Annotated in this window: 29 protein-coding genes; 6 read left to right on the top strand and 23 right to left on the bottom strand. The window is 59.1% G+C overall.

Annotation, left to right across the window (positions count from 1 at the left end; all coding sequences use genetic code 11):
- Position 1 precedes the first annotated feature (1 nt).
- The 18 genes from nuoF to GOX45_RS00500 form a co-directional block, all read right to left on the bottom strand.
- Positions 2–1,300 carry an NADH-quinone oxidoreductase subunit NuoF gene (nuoF, locus tag GOX45_RS00580; protein ID WP_171096958.1) on the bottom strand — a complete coding sequence of 433 codons (1,299 nt, stop codon included), beginning with the start codon at positions 1,298–1,300 and terminating at the stop codon, positions 2–4.
- Positions 1,301–1,312: 12 nt separating this feature from the next.
- The gene (locus GOX45_RS00575) at positions 1,313–1,531 is read right to left on the bottom strand and encodes a DUF5337 domain-containing protein (protein ID WP_171096957.1); all 219 of its coding nucleotides are present in this window, start codon (positions 1,529–1,531) and stop codon (positions 1,313–1,315) included.
- 32 nt (positions 1,532–1,563) lie between these two features.
- The gene (nuoE, locus tag GOX45_RS00570) at positions 1,564–2,655 is read right to left on the bottom strand and encodes an NADH-quinone oxidoreductase subunit NuoE (protein ID WP_171096955.1); all 1,092 of its coding nucleotides are present in this window, start codon (positions 2,653–2,655) and stop codon (positions 1,564–1,566) included.
- Between the two features lie 268 nt (positions 2,656–2,923).
- A complete protein-coding gene (locus GOX45_RS00565) occupies positions 2,924–4,147 on the bottom strand; it encodes an NADH-quinone oxidoreductase subunit D (protein ID WP_171096953.1) in 1,224 nt (407 codons plus the stop codon).
- On the bottom strand, positions 4,147–4,272 hold the full coding sequence (locus tag GOX45_RS22190; RefSeq protein ID WP_256368659.1) for a hypothetical protein: 126 nt from the start codon (positions 4,270–4,272) through the stop codon (positions 4,147–4,149). Before GOX45_RS22190 ends, GOX45_RS00565 begins: the two co-directional genes overlap by 1 nt.
- Before the next feature lies 1 nt (position 4,273).
- Positions 4,274–4,447 (bottom strand): hypothetical protein, encoded by a 174-nt coding sequence (locus GOX45_RS00560; protein WP_171096951.1) that lies wholly within the window; start codon positions 4,445–4,447, stop codon positions 4,274–4,276.
- Positions 4,447–5,052, bottom strand: coding sequence for an NADH-quinone oxidoreductase subunit C (locus GOX45_RS00555; protein WP_171096949.1), 606 nt, complete (start codon positions 5,050–5,052; stop codon positions 4,447–4,449). The genes GOX45_RS00560 and GOX45_RS00555 overlap by 1 nt, the downstream gene beginning before the upstream one ends.
- Entirely contained in the window at positions 5,045–5,371 is a 327-nt protein-coding gene (locus tag GOX45_RS00550) for an antibiotic biosynthesis monooxygenase (RefSeq protein ID WP_171096947.1), read from the bottom strand. The genes GOX45_RS00555 and GOX45_RS00550 overlap by 8 nt, the downstream gene beginning before the upstream one ends.
- The gene (locus GOX45_RS00545) at positions 5,368–5,901 is read right to left on the bottom strand and encodes an NADH-quinone oxidoreductase subunit B family protein (RefSeq protein ID WP_010442777.1); all 534 of its coding nucleotides are present in this window, start codon (positions 5,899–5,901) and stop codon (positions 5,368–5,370) included. The genes GOX45_RS00550 and GOX45_RS00545 overlap by 4 nt, the downstream gene beginning before the upstream one ends.
- Positions 5,892–6,257 carry an NADH-quinone oxidoreductase subunit A gene (locus GOX45_RS00540; RefSeq protein ID WP_170768082.1) on the bottom strand — a complete coding sequence of 122 codons (366 nt, stop codon included), beginning with the start codon at positions 6,255–6,257 and terminating at the stop codon, positions 5,892–5,894. Before GOX45_RS00540 ends, GOX45_RS00545 begins: the two co-directional genes overlap by 10 nt.
- A gap of 182 nt (positions 6,258–6,439) precedes the next feature.
- Positions 6,440–7,216 carry a crotonase/enoyl-CoA hydratase family protein gene (locus tag GOX45_RS00535; protein WP_217350236.1) on the bottom strand — a complete coding sequence of 259 codons (777 nt, stop codon included), beginning with the start codon at positions 7,214–7,216 and terminating at the stop codon, positions 6,440–6,442.
- Positions 7,203–7,742: an AAA family ATPase gene (locus tag GOX45_RS00530; RefSeq protein ID WP_171096945.1), complete on the bottom strand. Its 540-nt coding sequence runs from the start codon at positions 7,740–7,742 to the stop codon at positions 7,203–7,205. The genes GOX45_RS00535 and GOX45_RS00530 overlap by 14 nt, the downstream gene beginning before the upstream one ends.
- Entirely contained in the window at positions 7,742–8,596 is an 855-nt protein-coding gene (locus GOX45_RS00525) for a hydroxymethylglutaryl-CoA lyase (protein WP_171096943.1), read from the bottom strand. The genes GOX45_RS00530 and GOX45_RS00525 overlap by 1 nt, the downstream gene beginning before the upstream one ends.
- A gap of 77 nt (positions 8,597–8,673) precedes the next feature.
- On the bottom strand, positions 8,674–10,605 hold the full coding sequence (locus GOX45_RS00520) for an acetyl/propionyl/methylcrotonyl-CoA carboxylase subunit alpha (RefSeq protein ID WP_171096941.1): 1,932 nt from the start codon (positions 10,603–10,605) through the stop codon (positions 8,674–8,676).
- Positions 10,595–11,098: an O-acetyl-ADP-ribose deacetylase gene (locus GOX45_RS00515; protein WP_171096940.1), complete on the bottom strand. Its 504-nt coding sequence runs from the start codon at positions 11,096–11,098 to the stop codon at positions 10,595–10,597. The genes GOX45_RS00520 and GOX45_RS00515 overlap by 11 nt, the downstream gene beginning before the upstream one ends.
- A 2-nt stretch (positions 11,099–11,100) precedes the next feature.
- Entirely contained in the window at positions 11,101–12,708 is a 1,608-nt protein-coding gene (locus tag GOX45_RS00510) for a carboxyl transferase domain-containing protein (protein WP_171096938.1), read from the bottom strand.
- Positions 12,705–13,184, bottom strand: coding sequence for a lysozyme inhibitor LprI family protein (locus tag GOX45_RS00505; RefSeq protein ID WP_171096936.1), 480 nt, complete (start codon positions 13,182–13,184; stop codon positions 12,705–12,707). Before GOX45_RS00505 ends, GOX45_RS00510 begins: the two co-directional genes overlap by 4 nt.
- The gene (locus tag GOX45_RS00500) at positions 13,181–14,713 is read right to left on the bottom strand and encodes an AMP-binding protein (RefSeq protein WP_171096934.1); all 1,533 of its coding nucleotides are present in this window, start codon (positions 14,711–14,713) and stop codon (positions 13,181–13,183) included. The genes GOX45_RS00505 and GOX45_RS00500 overlap by 4 nt, the downstream gene beginning before the upstream one ends.
- A gap of 124 nt (positions 14,714–14,837) precedes the next feature.
- Between GOX45_RS00500 and GOX45_RS00495 the strand changes: the two genes are divergently transcribed.
- The gene (locus GOX45_RS00495; protein WP_171096932.1) at positions 14,838–15,443 is read left to right on the top strand and encodes an OmpW family protein; all 606 of its coding nucleotides are present in this window, start codon (positions 14,838–14,840) and stop codon (positions 15,441–15,443) included.
- A 44-nt stretch (positions 15,444–15,487) separates the two neighbouring features.
- On the opposite strand, the gene GOX45_RS00490 is transcribed toward GOX45_RS00495, so the two are convergent.
- The 3 genes from GOX45_RS00490 to GOX45_RS00480 all read right to left on the bottom strand — a co-directional run bounded on the left by GOX45_RS00490 (position 15,488) and on the right by GOX45_RS00480 (position 18,710).
- The gene (locus tag GOX45_RS00490; RefSeq protein WP_171096930.1) at positions 15,488–16,651 is read right to left on the bottom strand and encodes an isovaleryl-CoA dehydrogenase; all 1,164 of its coding nucleotides are present in this window, start codon (positions 16,649–16,651) and stop codon (positions 15,488–15,490) included.
- A 156-nt stretch (positions 16,652–16,807) separates the two neighbouring features.
- A complete protein-coding gene (locus GOX45_RS00485) occupies positions 16,808–17,998 on the bottom strand; it encodes a DegT/DnrJ/EryC1/StrS aminotransferase family protein (RefSeq protein ID WP_171096928.1) in 1,191 nt (396 codons plus the stop codon).
- Positions 17,999–18,038: 40 nt separating this feature from the next.
- The gene (locus GOX45_RS00480; RefSeq protein WP_171096927.1) at positions 18,039–18,710 is read right to left on the bottom strand and encodes an HAD-IA family hydrolase; all 672 of its coding nucleotides are present in this window, start codon (positions 18,708–18,710) and stop codon (positions 18,039–18,041) included.
- A 132-nt stretch (positions 18,711–18,842) separates the two neighbouring features.
- Here GOX45_RS00480 and glmU point away from each other — a divergent pair, with 132 nt between their 5' ends.
- The 4 genes from glmU to GOX45_RS00460 are packed head-to-tail and all read left to right on the top strand — an operon-like array spanning position 18,843 to position 23,271.
- Entirely contained in the window at positions 18,843–20,198 is a 1,356-nt protein-coding gene (gene glmU / locus GOX45_RS00475; protein WP_171096925.1) for a bifunctional UDP-N-acetylglucosamine diphosphorylase/glucosamine-1-phosphate N-acetyltransferase GlmU, read from the top strand.
- 3 nt (positions 20,199–20,201) lie between these two features.
- Positions 20,202–22,025, top strand: coding sequence for a glutamine--fructose-6-phosphate transaminase (isomerizing) (gene glmS / locus GOX45_RS00470; RefSeq protein ID WP_171096923.1), 1,824 nt, complete (start codon positions 20,202–20,204; stop codon positions 22,023–22,025).
- Entirely contained in the window at positions 22,022–22,591 is a 570-nt protein-coding gene (locus GOX45_RS00465; protein ID WP_171096921.1) for a GNAT family N-acetyltransferase, read from the top strand. The genes glmS and GOX45_RS00465 overlap by 4 nt, the downstream gene beginning before the upstream one ends.
- The gene (locus tag GOX45_RS00460) at positions 22,588–23,271 is read left to right on the top strand and encodes a DNA alkylation repair protein (protein WP_171096919.1); all 684 of its coding nucleotides are present in this window, start codon (positions 22,588–22,590) and stop codon (positions 23,269–23,271) included. The genes GOX45_RS00465 and GOX45_RS00460 overlap by 4 nt, the downstream gene beginning before the upstream one ends.
- Here GOX45_RS00460 and GOX45_RS00455 read toward each other — a convergent pair.
- Both GOX45_RS00455 and GOX45_RS00450 read right to left on the bottom strand, forming a co-directional pair.
- The gene (locus GOX45_RS00455) at positions 23,265–23,690 is read right to left on the bottom strand and encodes a hypothetical protein (RefSeq protein WP_171096917.1); all 426 of its coding nucleotides are present in this window, start codon (positions 23,688–23,690) and stop codon (positions 23,265–23,267) included. The genes GOX45_RS00460 and GOX45_RS00455 overlap by 7 nt on opposite strands.
- A 172-nt stretch (positions 23,691–23,862) precedes the next feature.
- Positions 23,863–24,471 carry an exonuclease gene (locus tag GOX45_RS00450; RefSeq protein ID WP_171096915.1) on the bottom strand — a complete coding sequence of 203 codons (609 nt, stop codon included), beginning with the start codon at positions 24,469–24,471 and terminating at the stop codon, positions 23,863–23,865.
- A gap of 410 nt (positions 24,472–24,881) precedes the next feature.
- Here GOX45_RS00450 and moaA point away from each other — a divergent pair, with 410 nt between their 5' ends.
- Positions 24,882–25,889, top strand: coding sequence for a GTP 3',8-cyclase MoaA (moaA, locus tag GOX45_RS00445; RefSeq protein ID WP_171096914.1), 1,008 nt, complete (start codon positions 24,882–24,884; stop codon positions 25,887–25,889).

Here is a 25,889-nt window from a genome sequence, read left to right as displayed (position 1 = left end):
TTTACTCCGCTGCCATTGCGCCCATGCGACCCGATTTCTGAGCCTTGATCCGGTCTTCGATCTCTTCGCGGAAGTTGCGGATCAGGCCCTGGATCGGCCAGGCCGCCGCGTCGCCCAGGGCACAGATTGTGTGGCCTTCGACCTGCTTGGTCACGTCAAACAGCATGTCGATCTCTTCCAACCCGGCCTCGCCACGCACCAGTCGGTCCATCACGCGCATCATCCAGCCGGTGCCCTCGCGACACGGAGTACACTGGCCGCAGCTTTCGTGCTTGTAGAACTTCGACAGCCGCCAGATCGCCTTGATGATATCGGTGGATTTGTCCATCACGATCACCGCCGCCGTCCCCAAACCTGATCCCAGATCGTTCCGCAGATAGTCGAAATCCATGATCGCATCGCGCATGTTTTCACCGCGCACGCAGGGCACCGACGATCCCCCCGGAATCACAGCAAGCAGATTGTCCCAGCCGCCGCGAATGCCACCGCAATGAGTCTCGATCAGCTCTTCAAAAGACAGCGACATGGCCTCTTCGACCACGCAGGGGTTGTTCACATGACCCGAGATCGCAAAGAGCTTGGTGCCTGCGTTGTTCTGACGACCAAAGCCTGCAAACCAATCTGCACCACGGCGCAGGATTGTGGGCACAACGGCGATGGATTCCACATTGTTCACAGTGGTCGGACACCCATAGAGCCCCGCACCCGCCGGGAACGGAGGCTTCATGCGCGGCATGCCCTTTTTGCCCTCAAGGCTTTCGATCAGCGCGGTTTCCTCACCGCAGATATAGGCACCAGCCCCGTGATGCAGGAACAGGTCGAAATCCCAGCCCGAACCGGCGGCGTTCTTGCCCAGAAGCCCTGCGTCATAGGCCTCGTCAATCGCCGCCTGCAACGCCTCACGCTCGCGGATATATTCGCCGCGCAGATAGATATAGCAGGTATGCGCATTCATCGCGAAAGAGGCGATCAGACAGCCTTCGATCAGTGTATGCGGATCATGGCGCATGATTTCGCGGTCTTTGCAGGTGCCGGGCTCGGATTCGTCGGCATTCACCACTAGATAAGATGGACGCCCATCGCTTTCCTTGGGCATGAACGACCATTTCAACCCAGTCGGAAAGCCCGCACCGCCGCGACCACGCAGGCCCGAATCCTTCATCGTCTGAATGATCCAGTCGCGGCCCTTTTCGATCAGGCCAGCAGTGCCGTCCCAATGCCCCCGGGCCTGCGCGCCGCGCAGAGTACGCTCGTGCATCCCGTAGATGTTGGTAAAGATCCGGTCCTGATCCTTCAGCATCGCGTGTTACCTTCAGCTGTCCTGACGCATGCGCCAGAGTTGAAAAATGTTGACGCCCGCATAAATGAACCCCGCCAGCGCGGCGAAATCAAAAAGCAGTGCATAGCGGCCCGGCAGACCCAACTGCGGACCAATAAAGGACATGGCAAGCCAAAGCAGCATCGTCACCGCGATGACGATACCGATATGGCGGCCCTTGCGGGCTATGGCCTGTTCCTTGTCCTTATCCATCTCATCCCGACGCCCCGGATTGGCATCCTGTCTTAGTCTTCGTAAGTGCCGTCTTTCTTGGCACGTTTGGCAAATTCGGTCTCTTCCCCAGCGGCCAGTTTCGCCGCCTGGTCAATCCAGCCGTCACGCTCGATCCGACCTTTGAACTTGAGGCGGCTGTCGACCCAGGCCACCTGTTCCGGTGTCCAGGCCGCGATCTGGTCAAAGTGGTAAAAGCCCAAAGCGTTCAGCGTCTGTTCAAGCTTTGGCCCGACGCCTTTCAACATCTTGAGGTCATCTGCCTTGCCATCCCGCGCTGCGGTCAATGTCTCGGGCTGCGCCTCTTTCGCCTCTTGCGCCTGTTTCACCGCAGGTTTTGCAGGTGCAGGCGCTTTGGGTGGTTTCGGTGCCGATTTGGTCGCGGCTGCCTTGCCATCCTTGCCCAGCCAACGCGTCAGGATCGGTACTTCGGTCCCGTCAATGCGCTTGACGGTGTCACCCAGATCGGTCGCAAGCGCGACACTGGCATTGTATTGCGGTTTGCCCGCATCATGGTCGGTCAGGCTGGTCAGCCCGCTTTTCGGCTCTGCCGCATAGCGCCCGTTCTGAGGACCCGGTGTCGGCACCTGACCGGCGGCCAGTGCGTCAATGATCTTGCCAAAACTCTCGGCCGTCAAATCTTCGTAATAATCCTTACCGATCTGCGCCATCGGTGCGTTGGCGCAAGAGCCCAGGCACTCGACCTCTTCCCAGCTCAGCTTGCCATCGGCAGACAGCACATGCGGCTTGGCGGCGATCTTGTCCTTGCAGACCGCAATCAGGTCCTCGGCCCCGCAGATCATGCAGGAGGTCGTTCCACAGACCTGTATATGCGCCACTGAACCCACCGGTTGCAGTTGGAACATGAAATAGAAAGAGGCCACCTCAAGCACGCGGATATAGGCCATGCCCAGCATGTCAGCGACAGATTCAATCGCCGGGCGGGTCAACCACCCCTCCTGCTCCTGCGCGCGCCACAGCAGAGGGATCACCGCGCTGGCCTGACGGCCTTCGGGATATTTGGTAATCTGCGCTTCGGCCCATTGCTGGTTGGCAGCGGTGAAGGCGAAGGTATCGGGTTGTTCGGGGTGAAGACGGCGGAGCATTACGTATACCCATTAAATTTGATTATGTCGCGAAAACAGTGCTCACACACCAGCTGCGCTTCGAGCTTTTCTTCAGCCTCACCGGCCCATTCTTCACCAGCTGAAAGATAACGCTGGTGACATTCGTGACACCATCCACACGGCTCGGGCTTATCTGCGTCTGTCCAATAAAATGAAGACACGCTCCCATGCCTGAACGCTTCCAACGCGTGCGAGCAGACATATGCTGCGCCAGCATGACCATGTTGAGAGCATTGGATCTGCGTGCTCACCGATCAATCTCCCCAAACACAACGTCCATTGTCCCGATGATTGCAGCGACATCGGCCAGTTGGTGGCCCTTGGCGACATGATCCATGGCTTGCAGATGCAGGAACCCGGGCGCGCGCAGTTTGGCGCGGTAGGGTTTGTTGGTGCCGTCGGCGACCAGATAGACGCCGAACTCGCCCTTGGGGGCCTCGACGGCCGCGTAGACCTCGCCTGCGGGCACGTGGAACCCCTCGGTATAGAGCTTGAAGTGATGGATCAGGCTCTCCATCGAGGTCTTCATGTCCGAGCGTTTCGGCGGGGTGATCTTGCCGCGGGCCAGCACGTCTCCGGGGCAGTCGCGAATTTTGGCGATGGCCTGACGGATGATCAGCAGCGACTGGCGCATCTCTTCCATGCGCACCAGATAGCGGTCATAGCAATCGCCGTTCTTACCGACGGGGATCTGGAATTCGAACTCGTCATAGCATTCGTAGGGCTGCGCGCGGCGCAGATCCCAGGCCAGACCCGAGCCACGGACCATCACACCCGAGAAGCCAAATTTCTGGATGTCATCCTCGGTCACCACGCCGATATCGGCGTTGCGCTGTTTGAAGATGCGGTTTTCGGTCAGCAGCCCGTCAATATCATCCAGCACAGACGGGAACTCATGGCTCCAGGCCTCGATATCATCCAGCAGTTCGGGCGGCAGGTCCTGATGGACACCACCGGGGCGGAAATAGGCGGCATGCAGGCGAGCTCCGCAGGCACGCTCGTAGAACACCATCAGTTTTTCGCGCTCTTCGAATCCCCAAAGAGGCGGTGTCAAAGCACCCACATCCATCGCCTGCGTGGTCACGTTCAGCAGGTGGTTCAGGATGCGCCCGATCTCGGAGTAGAGCACACGGATCAACGACCCTCGGCGCGGCACTTCCACACCGGTCAGCTTTTCGATGGCCAGACACCAGGCATGTTCCTGATTCATCGGCGCGACGTAATCCAGCCGGTCGAAATAGGGCAGGTTTTGCAGGTACGTCCGGCTTTCCATCAGCTTTTCGGTGCCCCGGTGCAGCAAGCCGATATGCGGATCGCAGCGCTCGACGATCTCACCGTCCAGTTCAAGCACCAAACGCAGAACACCATGCGCCGCAGGGTGTTGCGGGCCGAAGTTGATGTTGAAGTTGCGGATCTTCTGCTCGCCGCTCAGCGCGTCGGTGCTGCCGTCATCATATCTTGAGCCGTCCATCAACGCCCCCGTTTCTTCTTTTTCGCCTCAGTCCGAACCCGGACCTTTTCAGCGTCTTGTGCCTTGGCTGCCGCCCCGGCAAGCAGAACACCCAATGCGCCCAGTATGATCAGTTCCCCCAACATCTCAGCGACGCTCCAATTCCTGCAGTTTCAGACCAACCCACCACAGCAGCGCGATGGTGCCAAACGGGATAAGGCAGAGCAGAGTCCAATATTTGTTGATCCCGAAAAAGGGCAGGATCTTCAACATCGGAATGATGGTCAGCGCTGAAAGGATCAGCCACCAGATACTGCCCATTACTCTGCCTCCTGTTTCTCATCCCCCGGCAGAATGTAATTCGCGCCTTCCCAAGGGGACATGAAATCAAACTGACGGTATTCCTGCACCAGCGACACAGGCTCATAGACCACGCGCTTTTGCGCCTCGTCATAGCGCACTTCGGTATAGCCGGTGGTCGGGAAATCCTTGCGCAGCGGATAGCCGCGGAACCCGTAATCGGTCAGGATCCGACGCAGGTCCGGGTGGCCCGAGAACAGGATGCCGAACATGTCAAACACCTCACGCTCAAACCAGTTGGCCGAGGGGTGAACATCCACGATCGAGGGTACCATATCCTCTTCGCGCACCGAAACCCGCAGGCGGATGCGCTGGTTCTGGTACATCGACAGGAAGTGGTAAACCACATCGAACCGCTTGGCCCGTTCGGGGTGATCAACACCGGTGATGTCCACCAAGGTCGAGAATTTGCAAGCCTGATCGGATTTCAGGAATTCGACGAATTCCACCAGGTTCGACGGGGCCACATCCACGTTCAGTTCGCCATGGGTCACGTCCCAGGACAGAACGCAATCGGTCCGCTTCAGCTCAAGCTGCGCGCCGAGTTCTTTGAGTGCTTCACTCATTGCGTCCCTCCTGAAGAACTTCGTCATAAAATGTCGCTTCGGCATCGTATGACTTGAAAAACTTCGCCATGAAGTCAGGCATGACCGTCTTTTCGGCGTTTTGGCCAGCGTAAGCCACGATAGCCGCCATATCGCGCCATTTTGTCAGCACGACAACGTGACACGGATCCTGCTCCTGTCTGACCAAGAACGAAACCGACAAGAACCCGTCCAACGCGCGCATGCCGGGCAAAGCTCGGGCACGAAATGTTTCGACCCAGCCCGGAACATCGTCCCGCGCGACAACAGCTTCCCAGCGCCTGACGACAGCAGCACTCATCTGACAATCGTCCCGGTGCGGCGGATTTTGCGCTGCAACTGCATCAGGCCGTATAGCAGCGCCTCAGCCGTGGGGGGGCAGCCGGGGACATAGATGTCCACGGGCACAACGCGGTCGCAGCCACGCACGACCGAGTAGGAATAGTGGTAATACCCACCCCCATTGGCGCAGGACCCCATCGAGATCACATAGCGCGGCTCGGGCATCTGGTCATAGACCTTACGCAGCGCAGGCGCCATCTTGTTGGTCAACGTTCCGGCCACGATCATCACGTCCGACTGACGCGGGGACGCACGCGGCGCGATGCCAAATCGTTCAGCGTCATAACGAGGCATTGAGGTGTGCATCATCTCAACCGCGCAACACGCCAGACCAAAGGTCATCCAGTGCAGCGACCCGGTGCGGGCCCAATTGATGATGTCCTCGGTCGAGGTCAGCAGAAACCCTTTGTCCTGCAACTCGGCGTTCAGGGCCTGGGTGGCGACTTCCTTGTCGACGCCAGCGGTGTTTGCACCTGTCATCACTCCCATTCCAGGGCCCCCTTCTTCCATTCATAGGCAAAGCCAATGGTCAAAACACCCAGGAACACCATCATCGACCAGAAGCCGACATCGCTGATGTCGCGGAAGCCAACGGCCCAGGGGAACAGGAAGGCGATTTCCAGATCAAAGATGATGAAGAGAATCGACACCAGATAAAATCGGACGTCGAATTTCATCCGCGCATCGTCGAACGCGTTGAAACCACATTCGTATGCGCTGACCTTTTCGGGGTCGGGATTGCGGACAGCCAGCACCACAGCGGCAAGAATCAGGACGATTCCAAGACCAATGGCCACGGCCAGAAACACCAGAATCGGGAGGTACTCCCGCAGCAGGTCTTCCACGTATAGCTCCTTTCCTGCGCTTGTCCCGAAAGGGCGCGCCGTCAATTGGCGATTTGACAGGACATTCTCTATCCCTGTGGGGTCAGAGGGTCAACTCAACACAACCCCGCAACGCGGGATTGTTACAGATGTTAAGCTGAGGCCGTTTGCAGCGCTGGAAATTCAGACTTGATCAACCGGTGTTACGTCCAGCCAGGTTTTCTTTTGTCGAAAAAAGCAGCGATTCCTTCCTGCGCCTCTTCGGTTTCCCATCGGGACACAAGCTGTTGAATGGTGTGGTCAATCACCGCATCATCAATGGTCGGGCCAAGCGACCGGACCAAGGCCTTGGCCGAGGCCACCGCACCCGGTGCGCAGGACAGATAGGGCTGAACCTCGGCCTCAATGGCCTCGGCCAACGCCTCTGCCGGTACGGCGCGTGCCAACAAGCCCAGTTCCACTGCTTCTGCCGCATCAAACAAACGGGCCGACATGAAAACGCGGCGCGCCCGTGCTTCGCCCATACGTGCGATCACATAGGGGCCAATCGTGGCCGGGATCAGGCCCAGGCGCGTCTCGGTCAATCCCATCCTCAGGCTATCCACCCCAATCGCCACGTCGCAGACCGAAGCCATCCCAACCCCACCACCGAAAGCATTGCCCTGCAACGCTCCGATCAGAGGTTTGGGCAGAGTATTCAGCGCATTCAGCATCTCGGCCAGCTTGCGGGCTTCGACAAACCGGGTCCGGGCATCGGCCGCCATCTGTGCCTGCATCCAGCTTAGATCACCACCTGCGCAAAAGCTCTTGCCCTGCGCGGCCAGAACCACAACGCGCACGGTATCATCGCTGGCCAGCCGATTGGCGGCCTCGGTCAATTCCGCGATCATCTGCGCCGACAGCGCGTTGTGCTTTTCCGGGCGCGCCAAGGTCAATGTGGCGACGCCGCGGGTATCGACGGACAATTCAAGGGTTTCCAAAACTTTTCTCCGCTTCCAGGTCCTGATCGACCGCCGCACGGATCAGCGCGACGGTTTGCGCGACAGACAACCTCGCCGTGTCGATATGGAGTGATGCATTTGGCAAGGGGTCATATTCGCGTTTCAGAACGTCAGACCATGTGGGCCCTACCCAGCCTTCAAGATCTACGCGCCGCTCTTCCAACCGTGACCGATGTGTCTGCGGGTCGGAGCAGGTGAATTCAATATCCAAAAACCGCGCTCCTGTCTGCGTTGCCACGTCGCGCCAAGCCCTACGCGTCAGCGCAATGGGGTTCACACGATCAGCAATCACATCATAGCCCTGTTGCAGCGCCCCCGCCGCAATGGCTTGTGCCGCCGCATATCCCCCATCAGCAAGATCCGAGGCCTGCATATGCGATGATCTCATGGCTGCTTCGATCTGATCTATCCACAACCACAACGCCCCGGTTTCTTGCGCCAGACTTCGCGCAATCGTGGTTTTTCCCACCCCGGGCAAGCCTGTGAAACTTATCAGAACAGGCATCAACCGCCTCGCATCGCCCGCGCCATTTCGGCAGCCTGTTCCAGAACCGAAACATTCAACCCGGTCTCGTACCCCAACCGGTCCAGATGCGCGGCAACCGCTTCGGTCGCGACGTTCCCTGCCGCGCCGGGCGCGTAAGGACAGCCGCCCAATCCGCCCACCGCCGCATCAAACACACGCACGCCCAGCGCCAGAGAGGCATCGATATTGTCGATGGCCCGCCCGTTCGTGTCATGGAAATGCCCCGCAAGCCGCGTCACTGGCACCCTTTCCCGCACGGCCAGCAACATATGCGCGATGGTATCCGGCGTCCCTTTTCCAATAGTATCGCCTAGCGAAATCTCATAGCACCCATGCGCGAATAAGGTATCCGCCACCTCGGCAACCTTTTCGGGTGGGGTCGGCCCGTCATAGGGGCAATCCGTCACGCAAGACACATAGCCGCGAACCGGCAGATCAATATGCCGCGCGGCCTCAAGGATTGGCACGAACCGTTTGATGGATTCGGCAATAGTTGCGTTAATGTTGGCTTTCGAAAACCCCTCGGAGGCCGAAGCAAACACCGCAATCTCATCAGCTTCTGCGGCCAAAGCGTCTTCGTATCCGCGCATATTCGGTGTCAACGCAGCATAGCGCACCCCGTCAGCGCGTTTGATCCCGGCCAAAACCTCGGCGCTGCCCGCCATCTGCGGCACCCATTTCGGTGAGACAAAGCTGGCGACCTCAATCCGGTTGAACCCCGCTTGGCTCAGGCAATCCACCAGTGCGATCTTCTCGGCAACCGGAATATCGCGCTTTTCGTTTTGAAGCCCATCCCGCGGCCCAACTTCAAAGATTTCGACGCGTTCACCCATGGCTTCACCTTCCCTGCTTCTTCTCGTTCCAAATACGGATGGCGCGACAGTGACACGCCAAGCGCGTTTCGAACAGCTTATGCATCCTCCAACCGAACCAGCGCCGCACCTGCCTCGACCTGAGCACCCGCGTCCGCCAGCACCTCGGCCACCACACCATCGCGGGCAGCCAGCAGGGAATGCTCCATCTTCATGGCTTCCAGAATGGCCAAACGGTCGCCTTCCTTCACTGCCTGCCCCGCCGTGGCAAAGACGGCTTTGACCAGACCGGGCATCGGCGCTTCGATCACATTGGTATCGCCTGCAGCGCTGGCATCGCGATCCAGAGGGTCGACAATCTCGAACACCTGCCCATAGTCATCGAACACAGTGATCCTGGATCCCGCGACCGCGACATTAGGCATAAGCTGTCCATTTATGACCCATCCCGCGCCTTGGCGCAGCACGTCAAGCCGGTCACTGCCGATGGTCCAAACCTGCCGATTAGGGCCTTCGACCTGAACGTCCAGATCGATAACCTCGCCTTCACGCGACAATTGCACCGCCCGATGCAGTGAGCCCCACAGAGTGAACCCGGTCTCAGAGCCGGTTTCCGTCAAACCAAGCGCCGTCATGGCTGCAGCAACCGCCGAGGCGTTGCTGGCCGGGGCCTCTTGCACCAGATCATCAAGATCCCGCCCAATCAGGCCCGTGTCCACGTCGCCCGCGGCAAACCCGTTATGCCGGGTCAACGCCCCCAGAAAGGCAAGGTTGGTTACGGTTCCGGCAACTTCTGTCCGGCGCAGCGCCCGGTGCAGACTTTCCAACGCAACCGCGCGCGTCGGACCATGCACCACAACCTTGGCAATCATCGGATCATACCAGGGGCTGATCGTGTCACCCGAGCGCACACCGCTATCGGCGCGGCATTCCGATGGAAAACGCAAATGGGTCAGTGTTCCAGTCGCGGGCAGAAAGCCCTTGGGTACGTCCTCGGCATACAGCCGTGCCTCGAAGGCATGACCGTTGATTTCAAGTTCGCATTGCTGCTTGGGCAGGCTTTCTCCGGCCGCCACGCGCAATTGCCACTCGACCAAATCGACGCCGGTGATCGCCTCGGTCACCGGATGTTCGACCTGCAATCGCGTGTTCATCTCCATGAACCAGAACCGATCCGGGCGCAGCCCGTCCGAGGCATCAACGATGAACTCAACCGTGCCTGCACCCTTATACCCAATAGCCTCAGCCGCGCGCACACCCGCCTGCCCCATGGTCGCGCGCATCTCATCGGTCATGCCGGGCGCCGGAGCCTCTTCGATCACCTTCTGGTGCCGTCGCTGCAACGAACAATCGCGCTCGAATAGATGCACGGCATGGGTGCCATCACCAAAGATCTGCACCTCGATATGGCGCGGCTTCGTGACGAATTTCTCGACCAACACCGCATCGTTGCCGAAGGCCGTCTTGGCCTCGCCCCGCGCGCTGTCCAGGGCAGTCTCAAAATCCTCGGGCCGCTCAACCAGTCGCATCCCCTTGCCGCCACCGCCCGCAACCGCCTTGATCAGAACAGGGTAACCAATCGACGCGGCCTCACCCGCCAAATGCGCGGCATCCTGGTTATCTCCATGATAGCCGGGCACCACCGGCACACCCGCCTCTTCCATCAACGCCTTGGCCGCATCCTTGAGCCCCATCTGCCGGATCGTCTGCGCCGAAGGTCCAATGAATGTCAGCCCTGCGGCCTCAACAGCCTCAACGAAATCGGGGTTCTCGGACAGGAACCCATAGCCCGGATGAATCCCCTGCGCGCCCGACTGCAGCGCGACTTGAATGATCACATCACCCTTAAGATAACTCTCAGCCGGAGCCGCCCCTCCGATATGCACTGCCTCATCAGCCATCTGCACATGTTTGGCTTGCGCATCCGCATCAGAATAAACGGCCACGCAAGCCAAGCCCATCTTCTGAGCCGTCTCCATAACCCGACACGCAATCTCGCCACGGTTGGCAATCAGGATTTTATTGAACATTATTTTTCCAATTCTTGATTGCGTTATTCAGATGTCGTTCAGTGCGCGCATCGAGCGCAACAAGGTTTACTTCAAGGTGGCTATCAGCGACCGCGTTCACTGCGGTCTCGGCTGCCTTGTCATGCGGAAACCCGTATGCACCTGTGGAGATTGCCGGAAAAGCAATACTCTGACACTCATGGGCGCTCGCTAGCCTTAGACAATTGGCGTAGCAGCGAGCCAACAGATCAATTTCGCCTGATTCTCCGCCGCGCCAAATCGGACCTGCTGTATGGATGACGATGGGTGCCGGAAGATTGTAAGCTCCGGTTACCTTAGCCTCGCCAGTCTCGCATCCTCGGAGTTCACAGCACTCTTCAAGCAATTTCGGCCCGGCTACGCGGTGAATGGCGCCATCCACACCTCCTCCACCCAACAAAGAACGGTTGGCAGCATTCACAATCGCGTCCACCCGCAATTGTGTGATGTCGGATTTGACAATCTGAAAATCCATGATCACATCCGGAACACGCCGAAACGTGTCTCCTCAATCGGGGTGTTGAGCGCGGCGCTCAGCGACAAGGCCAGCACGTCGCGGGATTTGCGGGGGTCGATGATGCCGTCATCCCAGAGCCGCGCCGAGGCGTAGAGCGGGTGGGATTGTTCCTCGAACATCTCAAGGGTGGGTTGTTTGAACGTGGCTTCTTCCTCAGCCGACCAGGAGCCGCCCTGCCGCTCGATGCCGTCGCGTTTCACAGTGGCCAGCACGCCTGCGGCCTGTTCACCGCCCATGACCGAGATCCGCGAATTCGGCCAGGTCCACAGAAAGCGCGGCTGATAGGCCCGCCCGGCCATGCCATAATTCCCGGCCCCGAACGAACCGCCCACCAGCATGGTAATCTTTGGCACCGAGGTCGTCGCCACCGCGGTCACCATCTTGGCCCCATGCCGCGCGATGCCTTCGTTTTCATATTTGCGCCCGACCATGAACCCGGTGATATTTTGCAAAAACACCAGAGGGATACGGCGTTGCGAGCACAGTTCGACAAAATGCGCGCCCTTCTGAGCGGCCTCGGAAAACAGCACGCCATTATTGGCGATGATCCCAACCGGGCAGCCTTTGACATGGGCGAAACCCGTCACCAGCGTCTCGCCAAACCGGGGCTTGAACTCATCGAACCGAGAGCCATCGACCAGCCGCGCGATCACCTCGCGGATGTCATAGGGCGTGCGCAGATCGGCAGGGACAACACCCAGGATTTCGTCGGGGTCATAGGCCGGGTCTTCGGGGCTGGCCCAATCGACGCTTTGCGGTTTGCGCAGGTTCAGTGACCCGACCGCGCGCCGGGCCAGTGCCAGCGCGTGCGCATCATCCTCGGCCAGATAGTCCGCCACACCAGACAGGCGGGTATGCACATCGCCGCCGCCCAGATCTTCGGCGCTGACCACCTCTCCGGTCGCGGCCTTGACCAGAGGCGGACCGGCCAAAAAGATCGTGCCCTGCTCCTTGACGATAATCGTGACATCCGACATCGCCGGCACATAGGCCCCGCCCGCCGTGCACGACCCCATGACCACCGCGATCTGCGGGATGCCCTTCGCGCTCATCCGCGCCTGATTATAGAAGATGCGGCCAAAATGGTCGCGATCGGGGAACACCTCATCCTGATTGGGCAGGTTCGCCCCGCCGCTATCGACCAGATAGATGCAGGGCAGACGGTTTTCCTCGGCAATCTCCTGCGCGCGGAGGTGTTTCTTGACCGTCATCGGATAATAGGTGCCGCCCTTCACGGTTGCGTCGTTGCAGACGACCATGACCTCATGTCCCTGAACGCGGCCAATCCCCGCGATCACCCCGGCACAAGGGGCCGCGCCCTCATACATCCCATGCGCCGCCGTCGCCCCGATTTCGAGGAATGGAGACCCCGGGTCCAACAGGTTCGCCACCCGGCGTCTGGGGAGCATCTTGCCGCGGGATTCGTGCCGCGCGCGGGACTTATCTCCACCGCCCATGCGGGCGATTTCGGCAGCGGCAGAGATTTGCGCCAGTGCTTCGAGATGGACTGTACGGTTTGCTTTGAAGCCCTCGGATGTGGGCATGGCTTTGGAATTCAGTCTACTCATTGTGTGCCTCCATAGCCGATGAGGTCCAACGCCCTTGTTGCCGTGACCCGCAACAGGCAATCTGCCCCATCCTCAAAATGCCCTGTTCCAGTTGTGAGATTCCCGCGCGAAACGCATTCGGCATCTCGGAAGATGATCCAAGCCCTTTGCGCATCCTTCAAAGCCTCAGCTGCGATGGGCAAAATATCAGGCGCAGACAAGTCGGCTCGCAACGAGTTATAGGCCGTGTTTAGAATGGCGTCCCAGCCTTGCATTTCAGCGTCTTTGCACTGTGAAACCGCTATGCTGTCATAAGCACCACTGGATTCGATACAGGCGTTTGAGAAAGTCCCAATACACTGAGCGCCAGCATGCCAATCGCTACCGGACCGGGTCACACAGTCCCAAATTTCACTCTCAGGTACTGGCTCCGGCATCCAATCCGCCATTGTCTGTAAAGGCGTAAATACGCAAACTGAAACCAATAACATTTTCATGACAATTTCCCCGCCGCCCGCGCCTTCAAATCCTTGCGGATCACTTTCCCCGTCACCGTCATCGGCAGCGCATCCAAAAACGCCACTTCACGCGGATACGAGTAATGCGCCAGACGAGCCTTGACCCAGTCTTGCAACTCCGTGCCCGTCGCCGCTGCCCCCGGTTTCAGCACCACATAGGCCTTCACGATCTCGGTGCGTAAAGGATCGGGCTTGCCGACCACGCCGACCGTCGCCACCGCCGGGTGGGTCAGCAGGCAATCCTCGATCTCAGCCGGGCCGATGCGGTATCCGGCCGAGGTGATCACGTCGTCATCCCGGCCCACAAAGCGCAAATAGTCGTCCTCCCAGATGCCCCGGTCCCCGGTGATCAGCCAATCGCCCCGGAACTTTTGGGCCGTCGCTTCGGGCTGGTTCCAATATTCCAGCAACATCGAGGCCGAGCCGCGTCTTACCGCCACGTCACCCTCTTGATCCGTCGGGTTGCCCGCCTCGTCGATCACGGCAACCTCATGCCCGGGCACCGGTTTGCCGATGCAGCCCGGGCGCACCGGGAAATCCTGCGCGCAGGACGAAACCACCATATTGCATTCGGTCTGCCCATAGAATTCGTTGATCGTTAGGCCAAAGGCACGCTGCCCCCAGGCCAGCATCTCGGCCCCCAAAGGCTCACCGCCTGAAGCGACCGAACGCAGGCCGGGGATGTTCTGATCCGCCGCTTTGAGCATTCGCAACGCAGTCGGTGGAAAGAACACGTTGCGCACTTCGCCACGTGCGATCACATCGGCACAGGCTTCGGGCGTGAATTTCTCAAGCCGGGCCGCGACTACTGGAATACCCAGCGCCAGCCCCGGCATCAGCACGTCAAACAACCCACCGATCCAAGCCCAGTCGGCGGGGGTCCATAGGCAATCCCCGTGGCGCAGGTGATTGTGGCTGATCGAGACGCCGGGCAGATGGCCGGTCAGCACCCGGTGCCCGTGCAGCGCGCCCTTGGGGCTGCCGGTGGTGCCCGAGGTATAGATCAGCACGGCGGGGTCTTCGGGTCCGGTCTCGGCAAAGGGCAGTGGGTCATCCGAGGGCGTGATCTGATCAACCAGAAGCGGCCGGGCGAGATCGCCCAGCAGTTCAGCGCCCTCTGCGTCCGTCACCACGATACGCGCCCCGGCATCGCCCACGCGAGAGGCCAGCGCGTCACGTTTGAACAGCTTGAACAGCGGCACAGAGATCGCACCCAGCTTCCAGATCGCCAGATGCGCCGCGGCGCACCACGGTGACTGGCTCAGCAGCACGCCGACGCGATCCCCCGGCTGCACTTGCGTGCGCAGAGCATGGGCAATTCCGTCTACCATCTGCCCCAACTGATCGTAAGTGACCTCAGTGCGCCCCTCGCTCAAATCGACAATGGCGACGCGGTCCCCAGGCTGTGACAAGCATTGCCGCGCCATGTTGAGCCGGTCAGGAATCGCCCAGCTGCCATCAGCGTGCAAACCCGGTATGCGCTCAGAGGAAAGCACTGATTTTTCCATTTATTTTCTGTCTGTTAGAGACATCAATCCGCTGACATCGAAACGCAGGAATTTGATGCAGATCAGGGCCCTGCACCCGGTCTTGGTGCAAAATCGTGCCATCACACTGTTCAAAGGCAAAATCATGACCAAGACACTTGCTGCATTGACCCTGAGCACCGCACTCATCGCCCTCGCAGCCCCCGTTTCGGCGCAATCCCAGGGCGAATGGGCTTTCGGGATCGGGGCCGGGTATCTCGACCCGAAATCCGACAATGGAACTTTGGCCGGGCTCGACGCGGAAGTCGACTCGGACACCAGCGTCATCTTTACCGCTGAATACTTCCTTCGCGACAACCTCGGTATCGAGCTGCTGGCTGCAACACCGTTCAGCCATGACGTGACACTGGGTGGCAGCATCGATGCTGGCAGCACCAAACACCTGCCGCCCACCCTTTCGCTGAACTACCACTTCCCGACCAATTCGGTATGGAAACCCTATGTCGGCGCTGGCATCAACTACACCATTTTCTTTGACGAAAGCTCGGCCTTGGGTGATCTGGAGCTGGACGATTCCGTTGGTATCGCCGTACAGGCTGGCCTTGACTACATGGTCAGTGAAAACGGAGCAGTGCGTCTGAACCTGCGCTGGTTCGATATCGACACGGACGTTTCCCTGAACGGTACCGACATCGGAACCGCTGATATCGACCCTTGGCTGGTCGGCATATCCTACGTCCATCGCTTCTGATCCTTTCCCGAAGAGCCTCGCCACGTTGTGGCGGGGCTGCTTAATCAGAGCATTTCGTTCATCATTTCCCGCCCGATCAGCATCCGGCGAATTTCGCTGGTGCCCGCGCCGATCTCCATCAGCTTGGCGTCGCGGAAAATGCGGCTGACCGGCGCGTCCGACAGGAACCCGGCCCCGCCCATCGCCTGCACCGCCTGATGCGCCTGGGTCATCGCAGCCTCGGACGCATAGAGGCAGCATGCCGCCGCATCCTGTCGCGTGACGTCGCCCCTGTCGCAGGCCTTGGCGACCTCATAGACATAGGCACGCGCCGAGTTCATCGCCGTGTACATATCGGCAATCTTGCCCTGCATCAGTTGGAAGCTGCCAATCGGCTTACCGAACTGCTTGCGCTCGGCCAGATAGGGCATGATCTCATCCAGGCAGGCAGCCATGATGCCCGTACCGATCCCGGCGAGTACAACGCGTTCGTAATCCAAGCCCGACATCAGGACGGCGACGCCTTTGCCCTCTTCGCCCAGAACGTTTTCGAACGGCACTTCGACATCTTCAAAGATCAGCTCTGCCGTGTTCGACCCCCGCATCCCCAGTTTGTCGAAATGGGGTGAGGTCGAGAACCCTTTCATCTCTTTTTCGATCAGAAAGGCCGTTATGCCTTTTGAGCCCGCATCCGGGTCGGTCTTGGCATAGACCACCAAAGTATCCGCGTCCGGGCCGTTGGTGATCCAGTATTTATTGCCGTTCAGGCGATAGTGGTCGTTGCGCTTTTCAGCCCGCAATTTCATCGACACCACATCCGATCCCGCCGAAGGCTCTGACATTGCAAGCGCGCCCACATGGTCGCCGGAAATCAGCCGTGGCAAGTATTTCTGTTTTTGCGCCTCTGAGCCGTTGAGTTTGATCTGGTTCACACAGAGGTTCGAATGTGCCCCGTAAGAAAGCGATACCGAGGCCGAGGCCCGCGCCACTTCCTCGACCGCAATGGTATGCGCCAGATAGGACATCCCTGCCCCGCCATACTCCTCGGGCACGGTAACCCCCAGCAGGCCAAGCTCTCCCATCTCTTTCCAAAGCGCGTTGGGAAAAGCATTGCTGGCGTCGATCTCGGCCGCCATCGGTTTGATCCGCTCCTGCGCCCAACGGTGCACCATTTCGCGCAGCGCATTCACATCCTCGCCCAGATCGAATTGCATTGTGGCCATAAACATGCGGGGCTCCCTTCCCTGCGTTAATGAACAAGTGTTCAATAATCAGATATCAACGAAAGCTGAGTCGGTCAACAACAGCGTAACCCAATAGAAAAAGCCGCCCTGAAATGGGCGGCTTTTGCTTATCTGTGTGCGTCAAAGACGCACGCAATTGGATCAGGATTGAAAGACGGCGCTGACCTCGGCCCGGATGATCCGCGCAATCAGTTCGCAATCTTCCAAAGTGAAGGTCAACGGCACACGCATGTCTATGATCCCCGCCAATACACGGTCACTCGCCGGCATCGCCTCGCTCTCGGCATAGCGCCAGCTGTCATAGCGGGACGTGAACCCGGTGGGTTCGGCCCCACCAAACCACTTGAGCTCTACCCCGCGCGCAGCGCATCGGCGCAGGACCTCGGCGATACGGTCCGCAGTCCAATCCAGCAGCAGAAACTGTAGCGAGGAGCCAACATAGGTTTCTTCCGTTGGCCGTTCGACAAGGGTCAGCCCCGGGGTGTCGCGCAGGCCGGATTCAATCGCAACATAGCGTTCGTTCCAGCGTTCGACCTGTCTGTCCAGTTCGCGCAGCTGCGGCCGCAGAATAGCCGCGCGCAGATTGTCCATGCGACCGGAAATATTGGGCGTGGTGTATTTGATCCGTTCAAACACCTCGGGGCCGGGGGCCGCAAGGTGACGCTCGAACAGCATGTAGGAGCCCGACAGCATGGTGGCCCGTGCCGCGATTTCCTCGTCATCGGTGATCAGCAACCCGCCTTCACCGGAATTGACATGTTTGTAGGTCTGGCAGGAATAGCAGCCCACCGCCCCCTGCCGCCCGGATTTTTGCCCGCGCCAGACGGCGCCCATTGTGTGGGCGCAATCCTCGATCACGGTGACACCGGCGGCGTCACAGAGCGCCATCAGGCGGTCCATATCACACAGATGTCCCCGCATATGGCTGAGCATCAGAACCTTCGCCCGATCCAGCTTGGCCTCCACATCGTCCAGATCGATGGTCAGGCTTTCGGTCACGCCAACAAACACAGGCCGCGCTCCAACAGAGGCGATGGACCCGGGCACCGGGGCCAGTGTGAAGGCGTTGGTCAGCACAGTATCGCCGGGTTGCACGCCAACGGCCCGCAGCGCCGTGGCCAGAGCATAACCGCCGGACGAGACCGCAAGGCAGTACTTCGCCCCCATCTGCGCGGCAAATTCCTGCTCCAGCAAGGCTGTTTCACCCAGCTCGTCCGGGGCGACGTTATACCGATGCAAGCGCCCGTGGCGCAGCACGGCCAGAGCGGCCTCAATCGCCTCTTCGGGGATGGGTTCCTGTTGGGTGAAATTGCCGGTGAATATCTCTGTCATGGCTTCTGTTTTGAGGTTATGGCTCACTTGGGTCAAGGGATCATGCCGCCGCGCCGATAAGGCTCTGTACGATTTCCGGCAGGTCGTCGAAATGATGCAGCAGTGCTTCGGGCTGCAATGCGGCCATATCATCACCAGAAGGCCCAAAGGTCACCAGCACCGAGGGTACACCCGCCGCGCGCGCCGTGTTTCGATCCGTGTCGCTGTCGCCGATCAGCACGCAATGGTCTGGATGGCCACCAGCGCGCCGTGCAGCCTCACGCAACGGTTCCGGGTCAGGCTTGCGCACGGGCAGTGTGTCAGCACCGACCAGCGACGCAAAGTGATCCCGTACACCCAACCGGGTCAGCAACAGATCCGCCAGACCTTCGGGCTTGTTGGTGCAGACGCCAACGCCATAGCCCGCGCCTTTGAGTGCCGCGACCGCGTCCAGCGCACCGGGGTAAAACGCGGTATGGGTGTCGATAGCTTGTTCATACGCGTCAAGCAAAACCGGATAATACTCGGCTACGGTTGCCTCATCGTAAGCCCCGACCCGTTCCAGCCCATGGGTCAGCATCCGCCGCCCGCCACGCAAGGCGATTCCCGCGTCCTGATCTGAAACCAGCACATCGCCATGCCCCATCAAACGGAAACAATGATTGGCTGCAGCCAGTAAATCGCCCGAAGTGTCGGCCAATGTCCCATCAAGATCGAAGATCACCGTTCGCATTCTGCCTCCGTTCTGGCAGGTTTTCGCCTGCCTGTGTTGCAATCGGCAATCTTCTTTGATGGCCGAACGGCTTGCGCCTTTGCTCGCAGCGGATAAAACGGTCCGGTAAAAAACAAAAGAGAAATCGCGTTTATGAGTATTGCCCTAGTCATTCTGGCGGCCGGAAAAGGCACAAGAATGAATTCAGATCTTCCAAAGGTTCTGCACCCCATCGCCCAGACACCGATGCTGGTTCATGCTATGCGGGCTGGTGGTGCCCTGAACCCAGAGCACACGGTCATTGTAACCGGCCACGGTGCGGAACTGGTTGCCAAGGCAGCGCGTGCGGAAGACGAAACAGCGACGATTGTGGTTCAGGACGAACAGTTGGGCACCGCTCATGCGGTGGCTCAGGCGCGCGACGCTTTGCGGGGCTTTGAGGGCGACGTGATTGTTCTGTTTGGCGACACGCCTTTCATCAATCCTGAAACCCTGCAGCGGATGATTGAGGCGCGGCAGTCCCATGATCTGGTCATGTTGGGCTTTGATATTGCCGAAATCCAGCCACGCTATGGTCGATTGATCATGGAGGGCGACCGGCTGGTTCAGATCGTGGAATACAAGGACGCTACCGAAGAGCAACGTGCAATCCGCTTTACCAATAGCGGCCTCATGGCCTGTGACGCGAAACTGATGTTCGAGCTGATCGATCAGGTCAGCAACGAAAACGCCTCGGGCGAGTATTACCTGACCGAGCTGCCCGCGCTGGCCAATGCGCGCGGCCTGTCCTGCACGGCGATCAAATGTGATGAGGCCGAAACGCTGGGCGTGGACTCGCGCGTTGATCTGGCGGCAGCAGACGGAGTTTTCCAAACCCGCGCCCGCACCGAACTGATGCAGCTGGGCGTGACCCTGATGGCACCCGAGACGGTCTATCTTTCGGCCGATACGGTGATCGGGCGTGACACAGTAATCGAACCCAATGTGGTCTTTGGCCCCGGCGTCACCGTGGAAAGCGGCGCGACGATCCGGGCCTTTTCGCATCTGGAGGGTTGCCATGTCAGCCGTGGTGCCACAATCGGCCCCTATGCGCGTCTGCGCCCCGGTGCTGAGTTGGCCGAGAACACACGGGTCGGCAATTTTGTTGAGATCAAGAATGCCGAGATTGCCGAGGGCGCCAAGGTTAATCACCTCAGCTATATCGGTGACGCAACTGTCGGCACAGGCAGCAATATCGGCGCGGGCACGATCACCTGCAATTACGACGGGGTGATGAAGCACAAGACAAAGATCGGCGAAAACGTCTTTGTCGGCTCAAACACGATGCTGGTTGCCCCCGTCACTGTCGGCGATGGCGCGATGACCGCAACCGGCACCGTGGTGACCCGCGATGTGGAACCCGATGCGCTGGCTGTGGCGCGCCCGCGCCAAGAGAACAAGCCGGGTTATGCGCGAAAACTATTTGACATGTTAAAGGCGAAGAAAGCTCGCCGCGACAAAGGGTCTTGAATTATGTGTGGTATTGTAGGTGTTCTGGGTCAGCATGAGGCCGCCCCTATTCTGGTCGAAGCGTTAAAGCGTTTGGAATATCGCGGCTATGACAGCGCGGGGATCGCAACAGTTAATGACGGCGCTTTGGGCCGGCGGCGTGCGGTGGGCAAGCTGGTCAATCTCAGCGACCTGCTGGTACATGATCCTCTTCCGGGCAAATCCGGCATAGGCCATACCCGGTGGGCCACGCATGGTGCGCCGTCCGTCACCAATGCGCACCCGCACAAGGCGGGCCCGGTGGCAGTTGTGCATAACGGGATTGTCGAAAACTATCGCGATTTGCGGGCTGAACTGGCCGAAAATGGTATCTCGTTCCAGACCGAGACGGATACCGAAACCGTCGCCTTGATGACCCAGTATTACCTGCAATCCGGCCTGTCCCCGGTCGAGGCCGCGTTCAAGACGATTGACCGGCTAGAGGGTGCTTTTGCACTGGCCTTCCTGTTTGACGGCGAGGATGATCTAATCGTTGCAGCGCGCAAGGGCTCGCCCCTGGCCATCGGTCATGGCGATGGGGAGATGTATGTGGGCTCGGACGCGATTGCCCTGGCGCCGCTGACCGACGAGATCACTTATCTGGAAGAGGGCGACCGCGCGGTTCTGACGCGCACATCGCTTGAAATCCGTACCGAGGCCGGTGAACTGGCCAATCGTGAAAAGCGCAAGATCAAGCTGGATCACACCCGCGCTGATAAGGGTGAGCACAAACACTATATGGCCAAGGAAATCGCCGAGCAGCCCGTCGTCGTGGCGCAGGCCATCGGGTCCTATCTTCCCACCGGGGGCGATCAGGTCGTGCTGCCTGATACGGATCTGGATTTCACCAAGCTTGACCGCCTGACCATGGTCGCTTGCGGCACCGCGTTCTATGCCTGTCTGACCGCCAAATACTGGTTCGAACAGCTGGCGCAGATGCCCGTCGAGGTCGATATCGCCAGCGAGTTCCGCTATCGCGAACCGCCGATCTCGGACCGCACGCTTGCCCTGTTTGTCAGTCAATCGGGTGAAACTGCGGATACGCTGGCCGCCTTGCGGTATTGCGAAGGCAAGGCGGACAAGATCGTGTCTGTGGTCAACGTGGCCGAAAGCTCGATCGCGCGCGAGAGCGATGTTGCGCTGCCGATCCATGCAGGTGTTGAGATTGGCGTTGCCTCGACCAAAGCCTTCACCTGTCAGCTGAGCGTTTTGCTGATGTTGGCGCTGAAAGCCGCAGCAGATCGCGGCACGCTCGGCGCTGACGAAATCGCAGATCACGCGGCAGCGCTGCGTGGCTTGCCCTCAGTCATGAATATCGCGCTGGATCAGGACAACGCGATCCGTAAATCGGCACAACGTCTGTCCGAGGCGCGGGACGTGCTGTTTCTGGGCCGTGGGCTGATGTATCCGCTGGCAATGGAAGGCGCGCTGAAACTGAAAGAAATCAGCTATATACACGCCGAAGGTTATGCATCGGGTGAGCTGAAACACGGGCCAATTGCCCTGATCGACAAGCATATGCCGGTGGTGGTTATGGCCCCGCGCGATGCGGTGTTCGACAAGACCGTATCCAACATGCAAGAGGTGATGGCACGCAAAGGCAAAGTCATTCTGGTCTCGGACGATGATGGCATTGCCGAGGCTGGTGATGGCGTCTGGACAACAATCCGCATGCCCAATATCCACACCAGCCTTGCGCCAATCCTATACTCGATCCCGGCGCAATTGCTGGCCTATCACACAGCGGTTGCCAAAGGTACGGATGTGGATCAGCCACGCAATCTGGCAAAATCCGTGACCGTCGAATGACCTGGCCCGCCTCCATCACCCTGTCCGGCGATCACGTTCGGCTTGAACCGCTGGACCTGTCCCATGCGGACGCTTTGAAAGTCGCCGCTGCGGATCTGGGGCAGCTCTGGTACACCTCCATCCCCACGCCCGAGGGCATGGAGGCCGAAATCACCCGGCGTATTGGGCTGCATGACATGCAGCCTTTCACGGTGATGACGCCAAACCGCACGCCAGTTGGCATGACGACCTATATGAACACCGATGAGGTCAATTGCCGGGTAGAAATCGGCTCGACCTGGATCAGTAAGGCGGTGCAGCGTACTTTGTTGAACTCGGAGGCCAAGTTTCTGTTGCTACGCCATGCCTTCGAAGACCTGGGCTGCAATGCCGTCGAATTCCGCACCCATCGGATGAACACGCAGTCGCGCCGCGCTATTGAACGTTTAGGGGCCCAGCTGGATGGAATCCTGCGCGCCCATATGGTGATGCCCAACGACACGCTGCGCGACACCGCCGTCTATTCGATCATTGCCCCCGAATGGCCCACCGTGCGGGCGCATTTGCTACACAAGCTGGGCCGATGACGCTGGACGACGCCCTAAGCGCACTCAATGCGCAGAGCGACCCGGACAAGGCTGTGCAGATGGCCGCTTATCACAAGGTCGAACGCCCCTATCTAGGCGTTGCCAACCCGGTTCTGAACGACCTGACCAAGACTTGGCGCCAAACGCTGGACGTGCCGGCGCGGGTTGCTTTGGCGGATGCGCTTTGGGCCAGCAATATTCACGAGGCGCGCGTCGCTGCTGCAAAACTGCTGACACAGGCCCGCATCCGCCCGGATGACGCGGTATGGGATCTGCTGCAAAGCTGGCTGCCTGATTTCGACGCCTGGGCCATCGCCGATCACGCCTGCATGGCGATGCAGAAACGCCTGACGGCACAGCCCGACCGGCTGGATCAGGTCGAAGGCTGGACACGGTCAGACCACATGTGGACCCGCCGCGCTGCACTGGTTTCAACCCTGCCCTGGACCAAGCAGAACCACCCCAAGCCCGACGATCTGGACCGCCGCGACCGCATTCTGGGCTGGGCTGCAAGTTATGTGCCCGACCGAGACTGGTTCATCCAGAAATCCATCGCCTGGTGGCTGCGCGAGTTGTCGAAACACGACCCGGATCGCGTGACCGCTTTCCTGGACGCACACGGCGCCGATATGAAACCCTTTGCCCGCCGAGAAGCTGGCAAATACCTGCGTGCTCAGTAAGTGTAAACGTCCAGCTCAACCAGCGCATCAAACGGCAAAACCAAAGCCCGCATCGCATCCAGTGACAACCGGCTGCCGCCCGTTTCGGCCGGGATCAGCGTGACAAAAGCCTGCGCCCCGGTGCTGGGCACCACAACCCGCCCGTTGACCTCAACATCCACCAATGGTGTTTGGAGCCACCGACCTGGCGTTGTGGGATCCCCCAACCCCGCAACCACGGTCCTGGCCCCTGTCCAGCCCGTCTTCACGGTCGCCTGCGTCGGCAGATCCTCCTCGGGCGTGACCGAAACCACCGTCTCTTCTGCGGTCGCAACAGGCTCAGGCGCAGGGTTTTCCCGATTGAACAAACGATCCGAGGTCGACCGAATGGCATCACAGCCCATGAGCAGGCAGCAGAAAATCAGCGGTATGTATTTCATAAGCGAACCTTAGTCGCCTGCGCGCCGAGCTGCCAGTGGAATGATGCGGTTGCCGATAGGCAATTCTAGCCTGGGAAACTAACGACGCTTCGAGAGGGAAAAGTAGAGCTAGGACCTCAATCTTCGGAACACCGAATTGAGTGGGTACTGCAGCGACTGCCGCGTTCCAACCTTACGAAAAATCTTGGCCAACTAGCGCTTCTTGGCCGAGCAGGTGCTGCAAGACATAAGCAACGGACAAGGCATCATCCAACGCATCATGGCCACGCAGATCCGGGTGATCGATTTGGTAGTAGTCTTTAAGTGTGTTGCTGCGGGTTGTCTTCAAGTCCTCGTATCGCATCCCGGCCTTGAGCAGAAGATCGCAGGCGTTTCCAAATTGAGATGCAGGAAGCGGAGGGGCCACCCCTTCTACATAGCAGCTTATTGCTACCATATTGAACTCGTCTTTGCCCCACGACCAAAGCTTCGCCCCTTCAGCAAATTCCTCGACGCTCTTGAGGGCCGCCAACAGGGAAACACCGTCTGCATCGAGGTTATCTTCGGTAATGCCGGTGAGTTTGGTAAAGAAAGGATCAAGTGGAATTCGGTTTCCGTTTCGATCTTTGGGAACCACATAGATGCGCATTGAATCCAAGATCGGAAAGGGATCCGTCAATCCAAGTTTGGTGACACCGATCTGAGCAACAACAGGGTCGGGATCGTAAGGGCCACACCAAAAGCGAGAAGGTGAGCCCGGTGCGGTCAGAAATTCGCAGTCAAAAATAAGAGCTTTCTCCAATTTCTTTCTCCGCAACTGCCTCTGTCGTGATACGAGTGCATAGCCCTCATTCGATTTGGCCAGCAAATGTTTTTTGGCGTTGTGAAAGGCGAAACCGGGAAATGACTTGAAAATATGCCGGATTAACCATCAATGAGCGCCTTTTCGCGAGCGGGCTCATGCCTGCATTTGACGAAGCCATTTCTCGCAAAGACTGGGCAAACGTCAAAGAAGTCTTGGAAACGCTTGAGTTGGGTCGAAAAAACGTAAATGCGGTTTTGAAACTGCTTGCCGAGTGACGGCTGTGTTCAGCACATTTGCCTAGCGCAGCAGGTTTTGACGGGCAAACCTCTCGATCCTGCAAAAGCGCCGATCAACCGAGACACCACATCCCCCTTGCCGCTCCCCCTTTGCCGCTTTACCTATGGGGCATGACTGCTCCGCTTATCGACCCGTTTGCCCGCGCGATCACTTATCTCCGTGTGTCTGTCACGGACCGATGCGATTTTCGTTGCGTTTATTGCATGTCCGAGAACATGACGTTCCTGCCCAAAAAGGACCTGCTGACGCTGGAAGAGCTGGACCGCATGTGCTCGACCTTTGTGAAGATGGGCGTCGAAAAGCTGCGCATCACCGGGGGGGAACCTTTGGTGCGCCGCAATATCATGGCGTTTTTCAATGGGATGACCCGGCATCTAGACAGCGGCGCGTTGAAAGAGCTAACGCTGACCACTAACGGCTCGCAACTGCATCGCTTTGCCGATCAGCTTTACGCCGCTGGTGTGCGTCGCGTGAACATCTCACTCGATACGCTGGACGACGACAAATTTGCGCGCGTCACCCGCTGGGGCCGCCTGAAACAGGTGCTGAACGGGATTGATGCGGCGCAAAAGGCGGGGCTGCGCGTTAAGATCAATGCGGTGGCGCTGAAAGGGTTTAACGAGCCAGAACTGCCACAGATCACGAAATGGTGCGCCGAGCGCGACATGGACCTGACCTGGATCGAGGTCATGCCCATGGGCGATATCGGCAACGAAGACCGGCTGGACCAATATTGGTCGCTGAAAGACGTGCGCAAGGAATACGAAAACCACTATACGGTGACGGATCTGGCCGAACGGACCGGAGGCCCGGCGCGTTACGTTCGGCTTGAGGAAACAGGCCAGAAGATCGGCTTCATCACGCCGCTCTCGCATAATTTCTGCGAAAGCTGCAATCGCGTGCGTCTGACCTGCACGGGTGAGCTCTATATGTGTTTGGGCCAGGAAGACATGGCCGATCTGCGTGCGCCGTTGCGCGATCATCCCGATAGCGAAGATGCGTTGGAAGAGGCAATTCGCGCCGCCATCAACCTCAAACCCAAGGGTCATGATTTCGACTATTCCCGGCAGGCGGTCGACGGCCAGATGAGCCGTCACATGAGCCATACCGGCGGCTGA

The organism is Ruegeria sp. HKCCD7255 (assembly GCF_013031565.1).
In the GTDB taxonomy this organism is placed as follows: domain Bacteria; phylum Pseudomonadota; class Alphaproteobacteria; order Rhodobacterales; family Rhodobacteraceae; genus Ruegeria.
Note: the sequence above shows the minus strand (reverse complement) of the source record. Positions and strands in the feature narration are given on the sequence as shown.

Coding starts and splice junctions, on each gene's coding strand:
- nuoF (WP_171096958.1), bottom strand. CDS start 1,300: ATGCTGAAGGATCAGGACCGGATCTTTACCAACATCTACGGGATGCAC.
- GOX45_RS00575 (WP_171096957.1), bottom strand. CDS start 1,531: ATGGATAAGGACAAGGAACAGGCCATAGCCCGCAAGGGCCGCCATATC.
- nuoE (WP_171096955.1), bottom strand. CDS start 2,655: ATGCTCCGCCGTCTTCACCCCGAACAACCCGATACCTTCGCCTTCACC.
- GOX45_RS00565 (WP_171096953.1), bottom strand. CDS start 4,147: ATGGACGGCTCAAGATATGATGACGGCAGCACCGACGCGCTGAGCGGC.
- GOX45_RS22190 (WP_256368659.1), bottom strand. CDS start 4,272: ATGTTGGGGGAACTGATCATACTGGGCGCATTGGGTGTTCTGCTTGCC.
- GOX45_RS00560 (WP_171096951.1), bottom strand. CDS start 4,447: ATGGGCAGTATCTGGTGGCTGATCCTTTCAGCGCTGACCATCATTCCG.
- GOX45_RS00555 (WP_171096949.1), bottom strand. CDS start 5,052: ATGAGTGAAGCACTCAAAGAACTCGGCGCGCAGCTTGAGCTGAAGCGG.
- GOX45_RS00550 (WP_171096947.1), bottom strand. CDS start 5,371: ATGAGTGCTGCTGTCGTCAGGCGCTGGGAAGCTGTTGTCGCGCGGGAC.
- GOX45_RS00545 (WP_010442777.1), bottom strand. CDS start 5,901: ATGGGAGTGATGACAGGTGCAAACACCGCTGGCGTCGACAAGGAAGTC.
- GOX45_RS00530 (WP_171096945.1), bottom strand. CDS start 7,742: ATGCCTGTTCTGATAAGTTTCACAGGCTTGCCCGGGGTGGGAAAAACC.
- GOX45_RS00525 (WP_171096943.1), bottom strand. CDS start 8,596: ATGGGTGAACGCGTCGAAATCTTTGAAGTTGGGCCGCGGGATGGGCTT.
- GOX45_RS00520 (WP_171096941.1), bottom strand. CDS start 10,605: ATGTTCAATAAAATCCTGATTGCCAACCGTGGCGAGATTGCGTGTCGG.
- GOX45_RS00515 (WP_171096940.1), bottom strand. CDS start 11,098: ATGGATTTTCAGATTGTCAAATCCGACATCACACAATTGCGGGTGGAC.
- GOX45_RS00510 (WP_171096938.1), bottom strand. CDS start 12,708: ATGAGTAGACTGAATTCCAAAGCCATGCCCACATCCGAGGGCTTCAAA.
- GOX45_RS00505 (WP_171096936.1), bottom strand. CDS start 13,184: ATGAAAATGTTATTGGTTTCAGTTTGCGTATTTACGCCTTTACAGACA.
- GOX45_RS00500 (WP_171096934.1), bottom strand. CDS start 14,713: ATGGAAAAATCAGTGCTTTCCTCTGAGCGCATACCGGGTTTGCACGCT.
- GOX45_RS00495 (WP_171096932.1), top strand. CDS start 14,838: ATGACCAAGACACTTGCTGCATTGACCCTGAGCACCGCACTCATCGCC.
- GOX45_RS00490 (WP_171096930.1), bottom strand. CDS start 16,651: ATGTTTATGGCCACAATGCAATTCGATCTGGGCGAGGATGTGAATGCG.
- GOX45_RS00485 (WP_171096928.1), bottom strand. CDS start 17,998: ATGACAGAGATATTCACCGGCAATTTCACCCAACAGGAACCCATCCCC.
- GOX45_RS00480 (WP_171096927.1), bottom strand. CDS start 18,710: ATGCGAACGGTGATCTTCGATCTTGATGGGACATTGGCCGACACTTCG.
- glmU (WP_171096925.1), top strand. CDS start 18,843: ATGAGTATTGCCCTAGTCATTCTGGCGGCCGGAAAAGGCACAAGAATG.
- glmS (WP_171096923.1), top strand. CDS start 20,202: ATGTGTGGTATTGTAGGTGTTCTGGGTCAGCATGAGGCCGCCCCTATT.
- GOX45_RS00465 (WP_171096921.1), top strand. CDS start 22,022: ATGACCTGGCCCGCCTCCATCACCCTGTCCGGCGATCACGTTCGGCTT.
- GOX45_RS00460 (WP_171096919.1), top strand. CDS start 22,588: ATGACGCTGGACGACGCCCTAAGCGCACTCAATGCGCAGAGCGACCCG.
- GOX45_RS00455 (WP_171096917.1), bottom strand. CDS start 23,690: ATGAAATACATACCGCTGATTTTCTGCTGCCTGCTCATGGGCTGTGAT.
- moaA (WP_171096914.1), top strand. CDS start 24,882: ATGACTGCTCCGCTTATCGACCCGTTTGCCCGCGCGATCACTTATCTC.